The 18,900-nt window shown below is 65.3% G+C and carries 20 protein-coding genes; 12 read left to right on the forward strand and 8 right to left on the reverse strand.

Annotated features, from left to right (window positions below; all coding sequences use genetic code 11):
- Positions 1–69: 69 nt before the first annotated feature.
- Complete coding sequence (locus ACKOED_RS05375; protein WP_408915553.1) at positions 70–483, reverse strand: NUDIX hydrolase; 414 nt, start codon at positions 481–483, stop codon at positions 70–72.
- Positions 484–628: 145 nt separating this feature from the next.
- Between ACKOED_RS05375 and rnr the strand changes: the two genes are divergently transcribed.
- From rnr to ACKOED_RS05400, 5 genes are all read left to right on the forward strand, one after another.
- Complete coding sequence (gene rnr / locus ACKOED_RS05380; protein ID WP_408915554.1) at positions 629–2,854, forward strand: ribonuclease R; 2,226 nt, start codon at positions 629–631, stop codon at positions 2,852–2,854.
- 137 nt (positions 2,855–2,991) lie between these two features.
- Positions 2,992–3,348 (forward strand): DUF983 domain-containing protein, encoded by a 357-nt coding sequence (locus ACKOED_RS05385; RefSeq protein WP_408915555.1) that lies wholly within the window; start codon positions 2,992–2,994, stop codon positions 3,346–3,348.
- Entirely contained in the window at positions 3,345–4,037 is a 693-nt protein-coding gene (locus ACKOED_RS05390) for an NUDIX hydrolase (RefSeq protein ID WP_408915556.1), read from the forward strand. The genes ACKOED_RS05385 and ACKOED_RS05390 overlap by 4 nt, the downstream gene beginning before the upstream one ends.
- A gap of 68 nt (positions 4,038–4,105) precedes the next feature.
- Positions 4,106–4,273 carry a 50S ribosomal protein L33 gene (rpmG, locus tag ACKOED_RS05395; protein WP_408915557.1) on the forward strand — a complete coding sequence of 56 codons (168 nt, stop codon included), beginning with the start codon at positions 4,106–4,108 and terminating at the stop codon, positions 4,271–4,273.
- Positions 4,274–4,358: 85 nt separating this feature from the next.
- Positions 4,359–5,840 (forward strand): aldehyde dehydrogenase, encoded by a 1,482-nt coding sequence (locus ACKOED_RS05400; RefSeq protein WP_408915558.1) that lies wholly within the window; start codon positions 4,359–4,361, stop codon positions 5,838–5,840.
- A gap of 5 nt (positions 5,841–5,845) precedes the next feature.
- Here the strand turns inward: ACKOED_RS05400 and scpB are convergent, their stop codons facing one another.
- The 5 genes from scpB to argS form a co-directional block, all read right to left on the reverse strand.
- Positions 5,846–6,628: an SMC-Scp complex subunit ScpB gene (scpB, locus tag ACKOED_RS05405; protein ID WP_408915559.1), complete on the reverse strand. Its 783-nt coding sequence runs from the start codon at positions 6,626–6,628 to the stop codon at positions 5,846–5,848.
- A gap of 26 nt (positions 6,629–6,654) precedes the next feature.
- Complete coding sequence (locus tag ACKOED_RS05410) at positions 6,655–7,503, reverse strand: segregation and condensation protein A (protein WP_408915560.1); 849 nt, start codon at positions 7,501–7,503, stop codon at positions 6,655–6,657.
- A gap of 86 nt (positions 7,504–7,589) precedes the next feature.
- Entirely contained in the window at positions 7,590–8,609 is a 1,020-nt protein-coding gene (gene nagZ, locus ACKOED_RS05415) for a beta-N-acetylhexosaminidase (RefSeq protein WP_408915561.1), read from the reverse strand.
- A 23-nt stretch (positions 8,610–8,632) separates the two neighbouring features.
- On the reverse strand, positions 8,633–10,948 hold the full coding sequence (locus ACKOED_RS05420) for an SPOR domain-containing protein (protein WP_408915562.1): 2,316 nt from the start codon (positions 10,946–10,948) through the stop codon (positions 8,633–8,635).
- Positions 10,949–10,967: 19 nt separating this feature from the next.
- Positions 10,968–12,704 (reverse strand): arginine--tRNA ligase, encoded by a 1,737-nt coding sequence (gene argS / locus ACKOED_RS05425; RefSeq protein WP_408915563.1) that lies wholly within the window; start codon positions 12,702–12,704, stop codon positions 10,968–10,970.
- A gap of 428 nt (positions 12,705–13,132) precedes the next feature.
- Here argS and ACKOED_RS05430 point away from each other — a divergent pair, with 428 nt between their 5' ends.
- The 5 genes from ACKOED_RS05430 (at position 13,133) to ACKOED_RS05450 (ending at position 15,763) form a co-directional block, all read left to right on the forward strand.
- Complete coding sequence (locus ACKOED_RS05430; protein ID WP_408915564.1) at positions 13,133–13,915, forward strand: EamA family transporter; 783 nt, start codon at positions 13,133–13,135, stop codon at positions 13,913–13,915.
- Positions 13,916–13,977: 62 nt separating this feature from the next.
- Positions 13,978–14,295 carry a hypothetical protein gene (locus tag ACKOED_RS05435; RefSeq protein WP_408915565.1) on the forward strand — a complete coding sequence of 106 codons (318 nt, stop codon included), beginning with the start codon at positions 13,978–13,980 and terminating at the stop codon, positions 14,293–14,295.
- Positions 14,279–15,121, forward strand: coding sequence for an SDR family oxidoreductase (locus tag ACKOED_RS05440; RefSeq protein WP_408915566.1), 843 nt, complete (start codon positions 14,279–14,281; stop codon positions 15,119–15,121). The genes ACKOED_RS05435 and ACKOED_RS05440 overlap by 17 nt, the downstream gene beginning before the upstream one ends.
- A 9-nt stretch (positions 15,122–15,130) precedes the next feature.
- Complete coding sequence (locus ACKOED_RS05445) at positions 15,131–15,547, forward strand: SDR family NAD(P)-dependent oxidoreductase (RefSeq protein WP_408915567.1); 417 nt, start codon at positions 15,131–15,133, stop codon at positions 15,545–15,547.
- A 42-nt stretch (positions 15,548–15,589) separates the two neighbouring features.
- Entirely contained in the window at positions 15,590–15,763 is a 174-nt protein-coding gene (locus ACKOED_RS05450) for a hypothetical protein (RefSeq protein ID WP_408915568.1), read from the forward strand.
- Between the two features lie 38 nt (positions 15,764–15,801).
- On the opposite strand, the gene ACKOED_RS05455 is transcribed toward ACKOED_RS05450, so the two are convergent.
- Positions 15,802–16,998: a deoxyguanosinetriphosphate triphosphohydrolase gene (locus ACKOED_RS05455; protein ID WP_408915569.1), complete on the reverse strand. Its 1,197-nt coding sequence runs from the start codon at positions 16,996–16,998 to the stop codon at positions 15,802–15,804.
- Positions 16,999–17,045: 47 nt separating this feature from the next.
- Between ACKOED_RS05455 and erpA the strand changes: the two genes are divergently transcribed.
- Positions 17,046–17,375 carry an iron-sulfur cluster insertion protein ErpA gene (gene erpA / locus ACKOED_RS05460; protein WP_408915570.1) on the forward strand — a complete coding sequence of 110 codons (330 nt, stop codon included), beginning with the start codon at positions 17,046–17,048 and terminating at the stop codon, positions 17,373–17,375.
- Between the two features lie 33 nt (positions 17,376–17,408).
- On the forward strand, positions 17,409–18,191 hold the full coding sequence (gene xth, locus ACKOED_RS05465) for an exodeoxyribonuclease III (RefSeq protein WP_408915572.1): 783 nt from the start codon (positions 17,409–17,411) through the stop codon (positions 18,189–18,191).
- A 66-nt stretch (positions 18,192–18,257) separates the two neighbouring features.
- Here xth and ACKOED_RS05470 read toward each other — a convergent pair whose 3' ends face one another.
- Positions 18,258–18,602 carry a phasin family protein gene (locus tag ACKOED_RS05470; RefSeq protein WP_408915571.1) on the reverse strand — a complete coding sequence of 115 codons (345 nt, stop codon included), beginning with the start codon at positions 18,600–18,602 and terminating at the stop codon, positions 18,258–18,260.
- Positions 18,603–18,900: the final 298 nt, after the last annotated feature.

Genomic DNA, 18,900 nt, shown 5'->3' on the forward strand with positions numbered 1-18,900 from the left:
GGAGGTGTCTAACGCCAACCGGCTGCTTCGCCAAGTCCGGCCGCGTCACACCTCTCTCGCAGCGGGCCGCTAGCCGAGCTTGCGGATGATGGTTTTGAGCTGCGGTTCGTCCACCGCCTCGGCAGCCTCGGGCACGGAAAACCATTGCAGCCGGCGCTGGCCCTGTTCCGGCCATTGCGGGTGCTGCACCTGCTGCTCGAGGGCGAAAACTTCCACCCGGCACGGCTGCACCGCGCCATTGCCAAGTTTCTTGCCGTATTCAAATGCGCCAATGGGCTTGCGGCTCACCTCGCCGCCCAGCCCGGCTTCCTCAAAGGCTTCGCGGGCCGCTGTTTCGGCGGGTGACAGGCCCTTGATCGGCCATCCTTTCGGGATCACCCAGCGGCCCGTGTCCCGCGATGAAATGAGCAACACTTCGCGTCTTGCGCCGCTGTAGCGCCAGGGGAGTGCCGCATATTGGGTCATCTTGGCCGGTTTCTTCACGGAGCCTGTCCAGAGCATGCGAATCGTTGTTCCTCACTATTGCATGATCACAGCAAAAGCTTGGCAAGAGCTTGCTTAATGGCTGGTTGAGGTGTTTCCCCAAATCGCTGGATTTGAGGCCGTGACTGCGGCTAATCATGAGGACATGGCCCGCAAACCACAGCATCGGCCCCAGCTTCCCAGTGAAGAAGACGTTCTCGCCTTCATCCAGGCATCGCCGTCGCTGGCCGGCAAGCGTGAAATCGCCCGCCATTTCGGCATCAAGGGTGGCGACAAGATCGGCCTCAAGGCGCTGTTGAAGCGCATGGAGGATGAAGGCCTGCTGGCCCGCCGCCGCCGCAAGATCATCGACCGGACCGCGCTCCCCCCGGTCACCGTGCTGGAGGTCACCGGCACCGACAAGGACGGCGAAGCCTATGGCGAGCCGATCGAATGGGATGAGCGCGAGGCCGGCAAAGCGCCGCGCGTGGTGATCGAGGGCGCCGAAAAGCCGCCGCGCGGCGGCGAGAGGGTGCTGGCCCGCATCGAGCCCTCGCGCGATGGCCGCTATCCGTTCCGTGGCAAGGTCATCAAGCTGCTGTCCGACCGCTCCGCCCGGGTGCTGGGCGTTTACCGGGTTCTTCCCGGTCTTGGGGCGCGCATCGTGCCCGTGGACAAGAAGGCGCGTCATGACCTGCAGGTCGCCAAGGGCGAGGACAACGGTGCCCGCAACGGCGAACTCGTCGAAGCCGAAATCGTCCGCGACCATGGCCGCGGCCTGCCCATGGCGCGGGTCCGCGAGCGGCTGGGCGACCTCAACGACCAGCGCAACATCTCGCTGATCGCCATTCGCCATCATGGCATTCCGGACGTGTTTCCGGAGCGGGTGCTGCGCGAGGCCGAGGCGCTCAAGCCGTTTGCCCGGGGCGGCCGGGAGGACCTCCGCAAGGTTCCGCTCATCACCATCGACCCGCGTGATGCCCGCGACCATGACGATGCGGTGTGGGCCGAGGCCGACGCCAGGACCGGCGGCGTTGATGTCATCGTCGCCATCGCCGACGTGGCGGCCTATGTCCGGCCCGGCACGGCGCTTGACCGCGAGGCCCGCATCCGCGGCAATTCCGTCTATTTCCCCGACCGGGTGGTGCCCATGCTGCCCGAGCGCATTTCCAACGATCTCTGCTCGCTGCGCGAGAAGGAAGAGCGGCCGGCGCTGGCCTGTTTCATGTCCTTTGACGCCGCAGGCCGAAAGACCAGGCACCGCTTCGCCCGGGTGATCATGCGGTCTGCCGCCAAGCTGGCCTATGAAGAGGCGCAGGCGGCGATCGATGGGCGGCCGAACGCCAGGACCGAGCCTTTGCTCGAAGGCGTCCTGAAGCCGCTCTGGCAGGCCTATGACCTGCTGCGCAAGGGCCGCAATGCCCGCGAACCGCTGGAACTCGACCTGCCCGAGCGCAAGCTGATCCTCGATGCCCATGGGCTGATCGAACGGGTGGTGACGCCGGAGCGGCTCGACGCCCACCGGCTGGTCGAGGAGTTCATGATCCAGGCCAATGTCGCCGCCGCCGAGGAGCTGGAAGCCCGCAAGACCCCGCTCGTCTACCGCATCCATGACCAGCCATCGCAGGAGAAAGTCCGGGCGCTCGCTGAATTCCTGCGCACCGTGAACCTGAGCCTGCCTTTGGGCCAGATCATGAAACCCCGCCATTTCAATAAGTTGCTGAAAGATGTTGCGGGCAAGGATTATCAGCACGTGGTCAATGAGGTGGTGCTTCGCACCCAGGCCCAGGCCATCTACCATCCCGAAAACAATGGCCATTTCGGACTTGCCTTGCGGCGCTATGCGCATTTCACCTCGCCGATCCGCCGCTATGCCGATCTCATCGTGCACCGGGCGCTGATTTCGGCCCTCGGCATGGGGGCGGATGGCCTGAGTGCTGAGGACATCGCGCGGCTCGCCGAAACCGCCGCCATGATCTCGGATGCCGAGCGCCGCGCCATGGCCGCCGAGCGCGAAACCATCGACCGGCTGATCGCCGCGCATCTCTCCGCCAGTACCGGCGCGGTGTTTCCCGGCCGGATCGCCGGGGTGGTGGGGGCCGGGCTGTTCGTGAAGCTCGATCAGTCCGGCGCCGATGGTTTCGTTCCGGTAACCACGCTGGGGCGGGAGTATTTCGTGTTCGACCAGGCCCGCCACGCGCTGGTGGGCGAGAGAACCGGCGATACCTATCAGCTGGGCGACCGGGTAGAGGTGAAACTGATCGAGGCGACACCGGTCTCGGGCGGCATGCGTTTTGAAATGGTCTCCGAGGCCCGCCAGGGCAAGCCCACCTCCCGCCGCGCGGCCCGCCTGCCGGCCCGGGCCTTCAAGGGCGGCAAGAAACGCCGCTGACGCATTTGCGGCAGACCGTCGCGCAAGGCCGCGCACGGCTTCAATTTTCGGGCGGGATGGGCCAGATAGACGTCATGTCTCTTGTGATCGAAACGCCGGTAATCGCGCAACCGGAACAACGTTCGTGGAAACGGGCCATGGGACGTGGCTTCCTCTGCGCCTGCCCGGCCTGCGGCAAGGGCCGCATGTTCCGCGCCTATCTGAAAGTGGCGGACAACTGCCCCCGCTGCGGCGAGGAGCTTCACCATCACCGGGCCGATGACGCCCCGCCCTATTTCACCATGTTCATCGTCGGCCACATTGTGGTGCCGCTGGTGCTGGTGGTCGAGAAACTGTGGCGCCCCGATCTTTCCGTGCATTTCATGATCTGGACGGCCGTGACGCTGGCGCTGACCTTCGCGCTGATGCCCGCCGTCAAGGGCGCCATCGTCGGCCTGCAATGGGCGCTGCGCATGCATGGCTTCGATGCCGCCATGCGCCGCGACGGCGCATGAGCTACGATCATCCGGAATTCGCGGGCTCGCAGCTTCACACGAGGCTGCTGCGCCCGAAAGACTCCGCCACGCTCATCCTGGTGCGCCGCGACCGCGGCAGCCCCCGCATCCTGATGGGCCAGCGGGCCGGCGGCCATGCCTTCATGCCCAACAAATACGTGTTTCCGGGCGGCAGGCTGGACCGCGCTGATTGCCGCGTGAAGCCGGGCAAGGATTTGCACCCCGCGACCCTCGCGAAGCTTCTCCACCGCATGCGCGGCAAGCCCACGGAAACCCGCGCCCGTGGCCTGGCGCTCGCCGCCATCCGCGAGACATGGGAGGAAGCCGGGCTGCTGTTCGGCCGGACCCGGCTGGAGGACGCCCCGGACCTCTCCGGCCTCACCCTGTTCATGCGGGCGATCACCCCGCCGGGCCGCTCGCGGCGCTATGATTCCCGCTTCTTCGTGGCCGATGCCGGGAACCTCTCCAACCTCGACCAGCCGCAGCATGACGGCGGCGGCGAACTCCTGACGCTCGCCTGGCTGACACTGGACGAGATCGCCTCGCTCGACCTGCCGCTGATCACCATTGACGCCCTGCGGCGGCTGAAGCCTTTTCTCGATGCCGGGCGCCTTCCCGGCCCCGATTGCCCGGCCTCGTTCCAGTATCACCGGGGCCGGACCTGGGTCGAGGACGAGATCACCGCCTGACCACCGGTTGCCTTGACTTTGCCCGGCAATTCGGGTGTATCGGCGCCAAATCCCGATTGGAGACGATTATGGCCAAAGGCAATGTCATCAAGATCAAGCTGGCGTCGACCGCCGACACCGGCTACTTCTACGTGACCAAGAAGAACTCGCGCACCCAGACCGAGAAGCTCTCGTTCAAGAAGTATGACCCCGTGGCGCGTAAGCACGTGGAATTCAAGGAAACCAAGATCAAGTAAGCGGTTTGCCGCCGCTATCCGTTGAAAGGCACCGCCCGCGCGGTGCCTTTTGCCGTTTCAGGCATTTCAACCTGTGGAGCCGCCAATGGCCACTGACTACCGCGCCATGATCCCCGCCCTCTCCTTGCGCAACCAGGCCTTCATCAACGGCAAATATGTGCCCGCCGCCGCGGGGAAGACCTTCGCCTGCATCTCTCCCATCGATGGCCGCGAACTGACGCAAATCGCCGCCTGTGACGGCGAGGACGTCAACCGCGCGGTGGCCGCCGCCCGCGCCGTGTTCGAGAAAGGCTCATGGTCAGCCTGCCATCCGGGCAAGCGCAAGAAGATCATGCTGAAGCTCGCTGACCTGATGCTCAGGCACAAGGACGAACTGGCGCTGCTCGAAACGCTCGATATGGGAAAACCCATCGCGGCCTCTTCGGGAGGCGACATCCCTGGGGCGATCCAGGCGATCCAGTGGTATGCCGAGGCGGCCGACAAGGTCTATGACGAGGTTGCCCCCTACCGGCCGGACTCGGTTTCGCTGATCACCCGCGAGCCGATCGGCGTGGTGGCCGCCGTGGTGCCCTGGAATTATCCGCTGATGATGGCCTCCTGGAAGCTGGGCCCGGCGCTGGCCACCGGCAATTCGGTGATCCTGAAACCCGCCGAACAATCGCCGCTCACCGCATTGCGGCTTGCCGGACTGGCGGCGGAAGCGGGGCTTCCCGAAGGCGTCTTGCAGGTGCTGCCGGGCTTCGGGGAAACCGCGGGCCAGGCCCTTGGCCGGCATATGGACGTTGACATGGTGGCCTTCACCGGCTCCACCGCCGTAGGGAAATATTTCCTGCGCTATGCGGGCGAGAGCAACATGAAGCATGTCTCGCTCGAAACCGGCGGCAAGACGCCCAACATCGTGTTCGCCGACGCCGGAAACCTCGACCACATCGCCAAGGTCTCGGCGGATGGCGTATTCTACAACGCCGGTCAGAGCTGCAACGCGCCCACCCGCATCCTGGTGGAAGACAGCATCAAGGATGAATTCGTGGCGCTGGTCGCCAAACACGCCAAACCCTGGACGCCGGCCGACCCGCTCGATCCCGCGACCACCATGGGCGCGGTGGTTGACAGCGACCAGATGAACCGGGTGCTGGGCTATATCGAAACCGGCCGCACGGAAGGGGCCAGCGTGGCCCTTGGCGGCCAGCAAGTGCGGCGCGAAACCGGCGGCTCCTACATCGCGCCGACGATCTTCACGGATGTCCGCAACGACATGAAGATCGCCCAGGAGGAAATCTTCGGGCCGGTGGTGGTGGCGGTGAGCTTCAAGGACGAGGCGGACGCGGTGCGGATCGCCAATGACTCGATCTACGGCCTGCAGGCCAATCTATGGACCCGCGACGTGAGCCGCGCCCACCGCCTGGCCCGCAAGCTCAAGGCGGGAACGGTGGTCGTCAACAATGTCTGGGGTTCCGACATCACCAACCCGTTCGGCGGCTACAAGCAGTCAGGGATCGGGCGGGACAAGTCTCTCCACGCGATGGACAAATACTGCCAGGTGAAGAACACCTATATCCAGCTGTAGCAAGGTCAGGCGTTCGGCTCGTCCGGCGCGGGTTCGGGCAGGTCCATTTCAAGCGGCAACTGCTCCTCGGTGCCGTCCAGCGGGTCTTCGTCGGGCAGCAGGCTGTCGCTGGCTTTCGGCATCGGAATGTCGAAGCCGGGCGGCAGGTTGGCGTCGAGCAGGCCGGCGCCTTTCAGTTCCTGCAGGCCGGGCAGATCGCCCACTTCGTTGAGGCCGAAATGGCTGAGGAACGCCTCGGTGGTGCCATAAGTCACCGGGCGGCCCGGCGTCTTGCGGCGGCCGCGCATCCTCACCCAGCCGATCTCGAGCAGCTGGTCGAGCGTGCCCTTGGAGATGGCAACGCCGCGGATATCCTCGATCTCGGCCCGGGTGACCGGCTGATGGTAGGCGATGATCGCCAGGGTTTCGAGCGCCGCCTTGGACAGCTTCCGCTCCTCCACCTTCTCACGGCGCAACAGGTAGCTCAGGTCATCGGAGGTCCGGAACAGCCATTTCCCCGCAACTTCGACGAGGTTCACGCCCCGGTTGGCATAGTTTGCCTTGAGATCGGCCAGAAGCCCTTCCACATCCGTGCCCTCCGGCAGAAAGCCCGCAAGATGCGCCGCATCGACCGGTTGCGCGGTGGCGAACAGGATCGCCTCAACGATGCGCAGATGCTGGTTGCGGTCGGCCCGCGGATGGCGGGTGATCGAGACCACGGCCGCATCCGGGCCAGCCTCGGCGGCAACCTCGATCTCCAGGGGTTCATCGGCCTCGACTGCGGCCGCGGTTTGCATCAGCTTGCTCATTCTGTCACCTCGTCATACGCACTGCACTAGGCCGCGGTGGCGGTCCGCCGCCGCAGGTAAATCGGCCTGAACGGCCCTTCCTGGCGCATCTCCAGCAATCCTTCGCGCGCCAGTTCCAGGCTCGCCGTGAAGGCGGAAGCCGTCACCGACCGGCGCATGCCGGGCTCCGCCAGATATTGCGCCAGCCAGAGATCGAAGGTGCCCCAATTGTCCATCGCCCCCACCAGCCTTTCGAGGGCGATCCTTGCTTCCTTGATGGGCCAGGTGGCGTGGCGCTTGGGCACATAGATCTGATGCACCATCTTCTTCTTGCGCCGGTCGGCATAGGCCTTGAGGAGATCAATCAGATTGTCGGCGTAGGCACGGCGCGTGTCGATGACCAGCGCCTCCGGCGCGCCGCGGGCAAACACGTCGCGGCCCAGCACGCTGCGCTTCATTAGGGCCTCTGACGCGGTGCGCATCGCCTGCAGACGCTGCAGGCGGAAGGCCAGCCGGGCGGCGAGATCGGCGGGCTCCTGCTCCTCCTCGCCGGGTGGCGCCGGGATCAGCAGCCGCGACTTGAGATAGGCAAGCCAGGCCGCCATCACCAGATAGTCGGCGGCGATCTCGAGCTGCAGGCGACGTGCCTTCTCGATGAAGGAGAGATACTGCTCGGCCAGCTGCGTGATCGAAATCTGCTTCAGGTCGATCTTGTGGTGGCGGGCCAGTTCGAGCAGCAAATCGAGCGGGCCTTCGAAGCCACCCACATCGACGATCAGCGTGCCCTCATCGCCCTCGGAGGCCTGCTCCGGCGCCCGCAATGGCTTGTCGCCATCCGGCCAGGATGCCTCTGGGCTGCCGTCCGCGGCGGAGACTGTTTCTTGTTCGTTGCTCAAGCGACTCTCTGTCAAAACCGGCGATGCTCACTTGATAACAAGCGCACCGGGGTGATTCGCGGTTGAGGCTTAACTTATCCCCAGATTCAGGCCGCCAGAAGAGCGTTCAGGTCCTCAAGAGCCTGTTTCCGGTCAAAGGGTTGCGGCTTCAGACGGGCTTTGAGCGCGGCCCGCGCCCTGGCCAGTGCCGGGCCCTTGAGAACGCCGGCCGCCGCCGCCACCTCCTGCATCTCGGCCAGGTCGCCATTGCAGTGCAGCACCAGGTCGCAGCCCGCCGCCAGCGCCCGCAGCGTCTTTTCGGTGAACGTGCCTGACAGTGCCTTCATGGAAAGATCGTCGGTCATCAGCAGGCCGTTGAAGCCCAGCCGCCCGCGAACGACCGACGAGATCACCGGTTTCGACAGGGTAGCGGGCGCCGATGCGTCAATGGCCGTGTAGACAACATGCGCGGTCATCGCCATCGGCGCATCGGCCATCGCCGCGAAGGGCGGAAAATCGACGGCTTCGAGCTCCGCGAGCCCTGCCTCGACAACGGGTAATTCCAGATGGCTGTCAGCCCGGGCGCGGCCATGGCCCGGCACATGCTTGATCACCGGCAGTATGCCGCCCGCCGCGAGGCCCGCCGCATGCGCGCGGGCAAGCGCCATGATCGCTTCAATCTCCGTGGCATAGGCGCGGCTGCCGATGATCTCATGGGCGCCCGGCTGCGGCACGTCGAGCACCGGCGCGCAGTTTGCGGTGATGCCCGCCGCGATCAGATCCTCGGCCATCAGCCGCCCCACATTGCGGGCCGTCCGGAGGCCCAGCACCCGGTCCCGCCGGTAGGCCTCGCCATAGGCGCGGGCCGCCGGGTATTGCCGCCAGCGGTTGCTGGGCGGCCCCAGCCGCTGCACGCGTCCGCCTTCCTGATCGACGAACACCGGCGCATGCTTGCGGCCGACGGCCTGGCGAAACGCCTGGGTCAGCGCCTGCAATTGCTCCGGCGACTCGCAATTGCGCCTGAACACGATCAACCCAAAGGGATTGCTGCGCGCGAAGAACCGCTGCTCGGCCTCGCTCAGCACCGGCCCCGCGCACCCGGAAATAAACGCGCCGATGGCCGTCATGGAAGGTTGAAACGAGCCAAAACTCAAGGACCCCTGACGATGCAGTCGCTTTCGCCCCCGGCGATCAGTTCGCTGCAAACCTTCGTCGCCTCGCCGCGCGACGCAATCGGCCCCAGGGCCAGCTGGTAGCGGGTGCTGCCGGCGACGCTGGTTTCGCGGATCTGCTGCGGCAAGGCGCCAACCAGGTCGGGGAAATCATTCCGCAGACGGGCGTACTCGCGCTGTGCGTCAGCCTGGCTGCGGAATGACGAAAGCTGAACGAGATAGCCGCCGCCCGTAGACGCCCGGGGTGCGGTAGCGCGGGGCGCCGGGCTCGGGGCCGGCTGTTCCAATGCCGCGACCTGCCCGTTCTGCGACGGGCTGGCCGAGCCGCCACGCTCAAAGATATCAAAAATGGTGCGGCGCTTCGGTTGTCCGGCGGGCGGCGCTTGCTGGGCAGGGGGCGCAGCCGCGATCGACTGCTGATCCTGCGCCGGGGCTTGCGACGGCGGCACAAGAACCACCGGCTCGGACCCGAGATTCTCGAAGTTTTCGGTGGATTGTTTCTTGCGCGCCGCAGCCTGCTTCTTTTTCGGCGGTGGCGCGGCCTCGGTCTCGGCTGGCGCCGGCGCTTGCACGGCCTCTTGCGGCTCGGCGGGCGGCGGCGGCGGTGCGGCTTCTTCCAGTTTCTTGGCCTCGGCGGCGGCGCCGTCGACGGCGGAGGCTGTCTCCGAAACAAGAGCCGCCCCATCGGTGGCTGTTTCCGGGGGCGGCGGGAGGGCGGCGGCACTCGATGAAAGCTCGGGGCTTGGAACTGCCGCCGGCGGCGGCGCGGTCGCCCCCGGCTCAGGCGGGGCCGATGCCGCGGCGACCTGCGCCGCGGGGGCCTGTTGCAGGCTGCCCTCCTGCCCCGGCGCAGGCGGCGGTATCGGCGGCGGCGGTTCGACCTCCGGAAGGCCCTGTCCCGTGGTCGACTGATCGATTGCGTCAGGCGCTGGAATCTGGTTGGCGGGCGCTGGCGGCTGCGCTTCCTGGACGGGCACGGCCGGCTGAACGTCTGCCGGCGCCACCGGGATCTCTTCGGTGGACTGCAAGGCGGCTCCGCCAGTCACTTCCTGATCGCCAACGATCCGATCATAGATCAGCTTTTTCTGCTGACCAGGCGCTTCAGCGTCAGGCGACGGCGAACTCTCAGCTTCAACCTTCGCGGGCTCCTCAGGAGCCTTCACCACCGGCAACGTCTCGGCGGGCTGCGGTGCGTTGCCGGCCCCCGTCAGGCCGCGGAGGCTGTCGCCATAATACCAGAACACGGAACCGAGCCCGATCGCCGCCAGAAGCAATCCGAGGAAGACCAGCCACGGGCCGCTGGACCGGCGCTGCTGATCGGCGAAAACCTCGTCAGTCTCCTCATAGGCGTCCTGATAATCGCGCGCCGTGGGGCGCTGGCGCGGCGGGGCTTCATCCTCGAACACATCTTCATGGCTGTCGCGCGTGGGCGCGGAAAGACCAGGCCGCCCCAGCCGGGCAGCCGGACGCTCGGCCTCCGCCTCGGTCTCGGCGGCATCGCGCTGCTCAGAACGGCGCGCGAAAAGCTCAGTCCCGGCCGGTCGCCGGGTTGGCAGGCGGCTCGCCCCGTAGGCGGACGAGTCTCCGCCAGCAGTGCCGCGCAAACCGCCAGGCGGCGGCAGGCGCGCCGTGGCGGCGCCAGAACCGGAATCGCCCGGCCGGAAGGCGGACGCGCTTCTGCCCGCCCCGCTCCCGTTCAGCGCGGGACGGAGGAATGGCGGCTGGCCGCGCTCGCCGCCAAGCGTTGGCCGCGGCGGCGTGAGGGATGACTGCGCGTTCTGGCCGGTGCGACCGGAGTCCGCGCCACGGTTCTCGTCGGCGAAGCCGAATTTGGGACGGCTGCCAGCCAGCCCTGCCGCCGGACGCGCCCCGCCACCGGACGCCGCGGGACGCGGCGGAACGCTCTTGCCCTCGGCCTTCTGCCGGGCCGCCTGCACGCGCTGTTCGGCAAGCCGCTCAGCGGCGGCGCGCTGGGCCCGGAGCTTTTCGGCCAGCGCGTCCTGCACGGCATTGTCGGCGCCTCGTGGGGTTGCCCGGGAAGCCGCGGCTGCCGGACGTTCCGCGGTGGCGGGCGGCGCGGGCTGGTCCACGGCGGGCTTGCGGGCGACGCGCGGCGCCATCGGAGCGGGCTTCACAACAGGCTGCGGCGGCCGGGCTGCGGTCTTGTCCTCTTCCGCCGCGGACTGGCCGCGGAACTCATCCGAGAGTTTCGGAAGCTCCTGTGCGCCAATACCAAGCCGTTCCCGCCAATTGCGCTTGTCGGGCCCCGAGCCGTTGGTCGAATCCTGATCCATCTAAACTACCTTGACGCCCCTACATCTCTTCGGCCGGTCTCACCCCGAGGATCCGAAGCCCGTTGGCCAGAACATATCTGATCGCGCGCAACAATGCGACACGTGCGCGGGTAAGTTCAAGTTTTTCTTTGAGAATGAAGCGCAACTGTGGCGAGTCTTTGCCCTTGTTCCAGAGGGCGTGAAAATCGCCCGCCAAATCATATAGATAGAAGGCTATGCGGTGCGGCTCATGCGCGCCTGCCGCGGCCTCGATCAACCTCGGAAACTCAGCCAGCCTGCGGATCAGGGCGAGTTCGGCCTCGTCCGCCAGCAGGCTGAAGTCCGGCTTGCCGGTCAAGACCAATCCCTCTTCGGCGGCATTGCGGATCACCGAACAGGTCCGCGCATGCGCGTACTGGACGTAGAAAACCGGATTATCCTTTGACTGTTCGGTCACTTTTGCGAAGTCAAAATCGAGCGGCGCCTCGTTCTTGCGGAACAGCATCATGAAGCGCACCACGTCGGGGCCCACCTCATCCACAACTTCGCGCAGCGTGACGAACTCGCCTGCCCGCTTCGACATCCGGACCGGCTGTCCCGCCCGGTAGAGCTTGACCAGCTGGCACAACCTTACGATGACATCGACACTGCCTTCACCCGCCAAAGCGGCGGCAATCGCCTGCAACCGCTTGACGTAGCCGCCGTGATCGGCGCCCAGCACATAGATGAGCTCTTTATAGCCCCTCGTAATCTTGTTTCGGCTGTAGGCCACGTCGGACGCGAAATAGGTGTAGGACCCGTCCGACTTGAGCAGCGGCCGGTCGCTGTCATCCCCGAAGGCCGTTGCCCGGAACAGGGTCTGCTCCCGGTCTTCCCAATCCTCCGGCATCTCGCCCTTGGGCGGCGGCAAGCTGCCCTGGTAAACCAGACTCTTCGCCCTGAGGTCAGCGATGGCTTCCGCCACCTCACCCGACTCATGCAGCGACTTCTCGGAAAAGAACACTTCCTGACGGATATTGAGCGCCGCCAGATCGTCGCGGATCAGCGCCATCATCATATCCATCGCCATGCCGCGCACGACCGGCAACCAGGAGGTTTCAGGCTTGTCCCTGAGGCTGGCGCCAAACTCCCGCGCCAGAGCCTCACCCACCGGCTTCAGATAATCGCCGGGATAAAGCCCCGGCGGGATCTCTCCGATGGGCTCGCCCAGCGCTTCCAGGTAGCGCAGATAGGCCGAGCGCGCGAGCACATCCACCTGCGCGCCGGCATCATTGATGTAGTACTCGCGGGTCACAACATATCCCGCTTCGGTGAGAAGCTGTGCCAACGCATCGCCGAACACCGCGCCCCGCACATGGCCTACATGTAACGGGCCGGTCGGATTGGCCGAGACATACTCGACATTGGCTTTGCGGCCACCGCCCAGCTCCGAGCGGCCATACCGGTCAGCTTCCGCGAGAACCGCGGACACCACGCGTGGCCAGACATGAAGCTTGAGCCGCAGATTGATGAAGCCCGGTCCGGCGACGGTAACTTCCGCAACATCGGCATGGCCGCGAAGCCTTGCGGCGATCGCCTCCGCCAGTACCCGCGGCGGCTGACCGAACGCCTTGTTCAAAACCATCGCCGCATTGCTGGCGATGTCGCCGTGTGCCTGCTCGCGCGGGGGCTCGGCGGTCAGCCGCGACAAATCCATCGGCGCGGCAATGCCTTGCGCGGCGGCGGCGTCCTCCACCGCCCCGCGGATCACCTGCAGGAACTCAGCAAACAGATTCATTTTTGCCGTCGGATCGTTATCGGAACCCGGGCCGCCCTAGCGGAAAAGCGCATCGAGGTCAAACAGGCGCTTGTGTGTCGGATGCGCGGCAACCACGCCGCCAGTGCCAGGGGCCGTAAGTCGAACCAGAAATCGATATAGCTGGCCCCGGCAGGCCGATCATATCCCGCCACGCCATTCCCAAAAGTCATCGTAAGAGCTGGTTTCCGTAGCGTCAGCAGAAGCGGGGCTGACGATCCTTTGACGCTCGATTGACGCTGGTTTGACGCTGCGTCTCGAGAACGAAACCACGCAGCTTACGCCCGCCGGGACAAGCGTTCGATGGAGCACCTCGCGATGAGCATTGCCAGTTTCCGCCGCGTGCAGCCAGCGCTGGTCAACCGTTTTGGGGTGCCCAGATGAGCCCGCTGATGGCATCTTTCGCGGCAATGCCGGCCACCCTGGCCTGGGGCATCGGCGGGGTCTCGCAAACGACCGTGCCTGTTCATCTGGACAGCTTCACAGCCACCGGAATCGGCCGCCTTCCGGGGGCAATGGCGCGCTTTTCCCTGGCAAGCCGTGACGGCTTGAGAGGGGTTCCACGTGGCCGGCCAGATGCGGGCGCCATTCTCACGGTCGCGATCCCGCGTTCCGCCGCGACCGTTCTGGCGCGGGCGGGTTTCGGCGACACTTCGGTGGCGGATGCCGGTTTCTTCGTCAAGGCCTCGGCCGTGATCACGCCCTTCGCATCATGGGCGCCGCTGCGCCAGCGTCCGCCGCTCTGGGTGTTCCCCGCAAGCCTCTGCGCATCGGCGCTCGCCTTTTCCGTCTGGATGGTAGCGATTGGCGAGCACGTTGCGCGCCACCGGGACTCCGCGGGCATCGCCTGTTCGCAACTGGCGGTCTGCGGCTTCGCATGCCTTGTCCTTAGTTTCATGTTTTGTGGCTTGCCGCCGGAGTCGGCATCCGTTGAGGCGCTGCCCGGCCTGCCGATCATCGGCATTCTCGCCAAGGGTCTGGGCCTCTGCCTGTGCGCATCGGTGCAACAGCACGTCTCGGCGGGCGCGGCGGCCATGCTGATCAGCGCCGGCGCGCCGTTCGCGATGTTGCTCATCAATGAAATGATGACGCCGGGGCAAGCCGCCGGCGCACTTCTGGTTTTGGCCAGCATCGCCATCGTCACGCTGAGAACAAGCCAGCCCGCGCAACCGTCTCAAGCCGCAAACCGATGATGCATCAGGATAGGCCTTGAACCCTCGAAAACAACCAGGACTTCAGAGTGAGAACAGAAAACATGAGCGGTCTTAGCATTTCAACCGGCTGGAATTACACGCTCCGTCCACTGAGGACCGTACTCGCGGCATTGGCGGCGTGGCGGGCCAGGCGCCGCCGGCGCGCCGCGCTCGCCAGCCTCGCATCCCTCGCGCCGGAGATACGTTCCGATATCGGCGTGGATGTCAGGGAAGTGCCAGGAAAAGAGAGCATGCTGCTGCAGTTCCATCCGGCGGCGGTGTCCGTCCAGTGCATGGCGATGGCCAGCGCCCATGCGCCGCCTCGGGAACAATCAAACGCATCGAAATCCACGGAGACCGGCCATGCCGCGGCTGAATAGAACAACGACGGCATCACGAGGGCGGCGGGACCAGAGGGATTGGGGCGAAGTCTCCACCCCGCATGTTCCACTGCCCGAGGGCTGGCGCGAGATCCATGATTTCGAGACCGCGCCTATCGCTCTGGAAAGGTTCCTGCCGCATCCGAAACCATCCGGACCATGTCTGGAGGGCAAGCGCGTCTTGATCACCCAGGCGGAGGATTTTGTCGGGCCGGCGCTCATGGAGCGGTTCCGGATCAACGGGGCGGAGGTATGTGGCGACGCCGGCGACCTCATCGAACCATCGGCCGCCGGCAAGCTGATCGCCGCCGCCGGACATATCGATGTTCTGGTCGTCAACCTCGTTTTCTGCAATCCCAGAATAGCGCTGACAGCCACCACGGACAGGCAGTGGGCGATGCAGTTCGAGGCGCTGGTCCACCCGCTGCACCGCCTGGTGCGCGCCGTGCTTCCGCAAATGATCAAGCGGCGCGCAGGCAAGATCGTGGTGATCGGCAGCGCCAATGGCCTGCGCGGTTCTGCTTCGCATTGCGCCTTCGCGGCGGCGTCGGGCGCCCAGCTCGCCTATGTCAGAGCGGCGGGCGCCGAGGCCGCGCCGCACAATGTGCAGATCAATGCGATCGCGCAGCGCTTTGTCGCCAGCCGCATGTCCTTGCCCGATGCGGATCTCGCGGAACCGGGTATTGCCGCTCAGGTTCAAGACATCCCGCAGGGCCGGTTCGCGGCAGCCTGGGAATGCGCCGCGCTGGCAGCCTTCCTCGCCGGTTCCGGGAGTGACTGCTTCGCCGGCCAGGCGTTTCCCTTTGCCGGCGGCTGGACAGGTTAGGAGGGATAGATGGGCACCCGTTTGACTGGGCGGCGCGCCGTGGTGACCGAGGCTGATTCATTCATGGGCCCGGCCATTGTGAACCTGTTCCGCGATGAGGGAGCCCAAGTCATCGAAGACCGCCGCGACCTGTCGCAGCGCGGCGAGGCCGAGCGCCTGATCACCGAAGCACGCGCGATCGACATTCTGATCGTCAATCTGCGCGCGCCGGGCCGGCGTGCGCCCGCTCATCAGACGACCGATGAGGACTGGGACCACGTCTTCAGGCGGATTGTGACGCCCACCCATCGCCTCATCCGCGCGGTGCTGCCACAGATGCTTGCAAGGCGCTCAGGCAAGATCGTGGTCATCGGCGGCGCGGGCCCGGAATACGGAACGCCCAACCTCAGTTGCCATGATGCCGCGCGCGGGGCGCAGCATGCCTAGGTGCGGTCTGTCGGCATAGAAGTTGCGAGGCATAATGTCCAGGTGAACGCCACCGGCCAAGGCAGCGCCGGCCAGTTCGGCCATCTTTCGGCCGGCGGACAGGTTTCGTCATTCTCGAATACGAACGCTGAACTTGTTCTTTTTCTTTGCGGGGCGGGCAGCGATTTTATTTCAGGACAGGTTTTCGCAAACACGGAAGACATGCTGAACGCCTGATGGCGCGCGATCGCGCGGGGTCGCATTCTCACACGATGTCAGCGGAACAGCGGATCAAGGTCAAACAGGCGCTTGTGCTGGTCGAGCGCGTAACGGTCCGTCATGCCGGCGATGAAATCGCAAACCTGCCGGGCATGAACAGTGGTATCCGATGCCGCAGCCTCGGCGCGCCAGGTTTGCGGCAGCAGTGATGGATCATTCATGTAGACATCAAAGAGGTCGCGCATCACCCGGCGCGCCCGTTCCATGATCTGCTCGATCCGTTCGTGCCGGTACATTTTTTCGTTGAGGAAGGATTGCAGCACGCGATTGTTTTCCTGCATCTGCGCCCCGAAGCCCGCCAGCGGCCCGGCCATGGCGCGGACCGCCGCCGCAGAGCCGGGCCTTGCCTGCTCCGCGCGTCTCCGGGTTTCGGCAATCACATCGGTGACCATGGCCGACATCACGCGGCGCACGGTTTCATGCACGATGCGGTCCGGCTCAAGGTCCGGATAAAGCCTGAGAACGCTGGACAGCGCCTCCCCAGCCAGAGGCACGTCGCCGAGATCGATCAGGTTGAAGAGACCAGCCCGCAAGCCATCGTCAATGTCATGCGCATTGTAGGCGATATCGTCGGAAATCGCGGCCACCTGGGCCTCCGCCGAAGCAAAGGAGGCAAGTTCCAGGTCATGGGCGGAGGCATAGTCGATGATCGCCTCGGGAAGCCCGCGCTCGCGGTAGCGGCCAACCGGATCGCCTTCGGGCGTGATCAGCGGCCCATTGTGCTTCACGAGACCTTCGAGGGTCTCCCAGGTCAGGTTCAGCCCATCGAAGCCCGCGTAGCGGCGCTCGAGCCTGGTCAGGATGCGCAGCGACTGGGCGTTGTGGTCAAAACCACCAAATGGGCGCATCAGCGAATCGAGTTCGCGCTCGCCCGCGTGGCCGAAGGGCGTGTGGCCCAGATCATGGGCCAGCGCCAGCGCTTCCGCCAGATCCTCGTCGAGCCCCAGGGCGCGGGCGATCGAGCGTGCCACCTGCGCCACCTCGATCGTATGCGTGAGCCTCGTGCGGTAGTGGTCGCCCTCGTGATACACAAAGACTTGCGTCTTGTGCTTGAGACGGCGGAACGCCTGGCAGTGGATGATGCGGTCACGGTCGCGCGCAAAGGCGGACCGGTAGTCGCCGCCCGGCTCAGCGAAAACGCGGCCGCGCGTCTTCTCAGGCAGGCAGGCAAATGGGGCGGTGAACCGCTTCATGGCAGAATCCGTTGACAAGCCGCGCAATCGCCCCAACATACACCATCATGACTGGTTCCATCACCCTCACCGAGCGGGCCGCGGCGCGCATCGGCCACATCCTGGCGAAGGAGCCAGGGAAACAGGCCCTGCGGATCGCCGTCAATGGCGGCGGCTGCTCCGGCTTCCAGTATGAATTCCAGCTTGCCGAGGCTCCCGCGGCCGATGACCTGGTCATCGAGCGGAACGGCGTCAAGGCCGTGATCGACCCTGTGAGCCAGGGGTTCCTGGAAGGTGCCGAGATCGATTTTATCGACGATCTCATGGGGCAGTCCTTCCGCATCCGGAACCCGAATGCCACGTCATCCTGCGGCTGCGGCACCAGTTTCTCGATTTGACAGCATCATCGCCGGGCGGTCATCATGCCAGCCATGAAGATTGCCACCTGGAACGTCAATTCCATCAACGCCCGGCTCGACAATGCCCTTGCCTGGTTTAGCGAGGCCAAGCCCGATGTGGCATGCCTCCAGGAACTGAAATGCGAGGACAAGGCTTTTCCCGCCCAGGCCTTTGAGGACCTCGGCTATCATTGCCTCGTCCATGGCCAGAAGACCTATAATGGCGTGGCCATTCTCTCCAGGGCCATGCCGGAGGACGTGCGGCGCGGGCTTCCGGGCGAGGACGAGGACGGCCAGGCGCGCTACCTGGAAGCGGTGTTTCCCGGCAAATCCGGCATCGTCCGCGTCGCGTCGATCTATTTGCCCAACGGCAATCCGCTGGGAACCGACAAGTTCACCTACAAGCTGCGCTGGATGGACCGTCTCCATGCCCATGCCCGGGCGCTCCTGAAGCTGGAGGAACCGCTGGTGCTGGCGGGCGACTACAACGTGATCCCTTCAGCGCGCGACGCCAGGAACCCGGAAGCTTGGCTGGGCGATGCCTTATTCTCGGCGGAAGCGCGCGCCAAGTTCCGCACCCTCCTCAACCTGGGGCTCACCGATGCCATCCGCCAGGTCCACGGCGACGAGCCCGATCTCTATACCTTCTGGGACTATCAGGCCGGCGCGTTCAAGCGCAACCACGGCATCAGGATCGATCATCTGCTACTGTCGCCGCAGGCCGCCGACCGCCTGAAATCAGCGCGAATCGACCGCGACACGCGCGCCCAGGACCACCCCTCGGACCATGTGCCGGTGATGATCGAACTGACATGAAAAAGCCCTCCGGCCGGATGCGGCCGAAGGGCTCATTTTTCAAGCCCGGGAGGGGCTGATCGAAACCTACTTCGGCGCCTTGACGCCGAACGCCGCGAACGACGCCTCGAACGGCTTGAAGGCTTCCTTGGCAGTGTGCATGTAGAGCTCGTTCATCTTGCTCATCTGGGCCACGGCCGCTTCATAGCTTTCCTTGGCGAACGCCTGATGAGCCTCAATCGCCTTGTCGACAGACTTGGCGGCCGACAGCTTCTCAAAAGCCGCGGTGCCCTTCTCCAGCGACTTGCGCGAGAAATCAGCGGCTTCCTGGGCCATGGCCTGAAAGCCCTTGGTCAGCGCGCTCGAAGACGCGACATAGGCCTCAAAACCGTCTTTGCCGAAGGACTGGAATTCTTCAAAAGACTTCATCATTGGGCTCACTCCGTGTTGCCGCGTGTTGGATGCGCCTAATATGTGCACTGCAACATGAAAGTCAATCGAATTTTGCGTTGCAACAACCTCATCCTTTGGTAAGGACCCCCCACGTGCCGGCTTTACTCTCCGCTAACGAAGGCTGCTTCACATAGCGCCAGACGGGGGCAAGGGAAATTCCGGACGGGCGGGTTGGCCTGTGCGGTATGGTTGTGTTAATGGTCTGACCTCCTACGGGTCGGCCAGGCTGGTGGAGTGGGCATGTTTGATCTTGGGATGTTGTGCGGGCGCATCGGAC

It is taken from the genome of Aestuariivirga sp. (genome assembly GCF_046093005.1).
Taxonomy (GTDB): domain Bacteria; phylum Pseudomonadota; class Alphaproteobacteria; order Rhizobiales; family Aestuariivirgaceae; genus Aestuariivirga.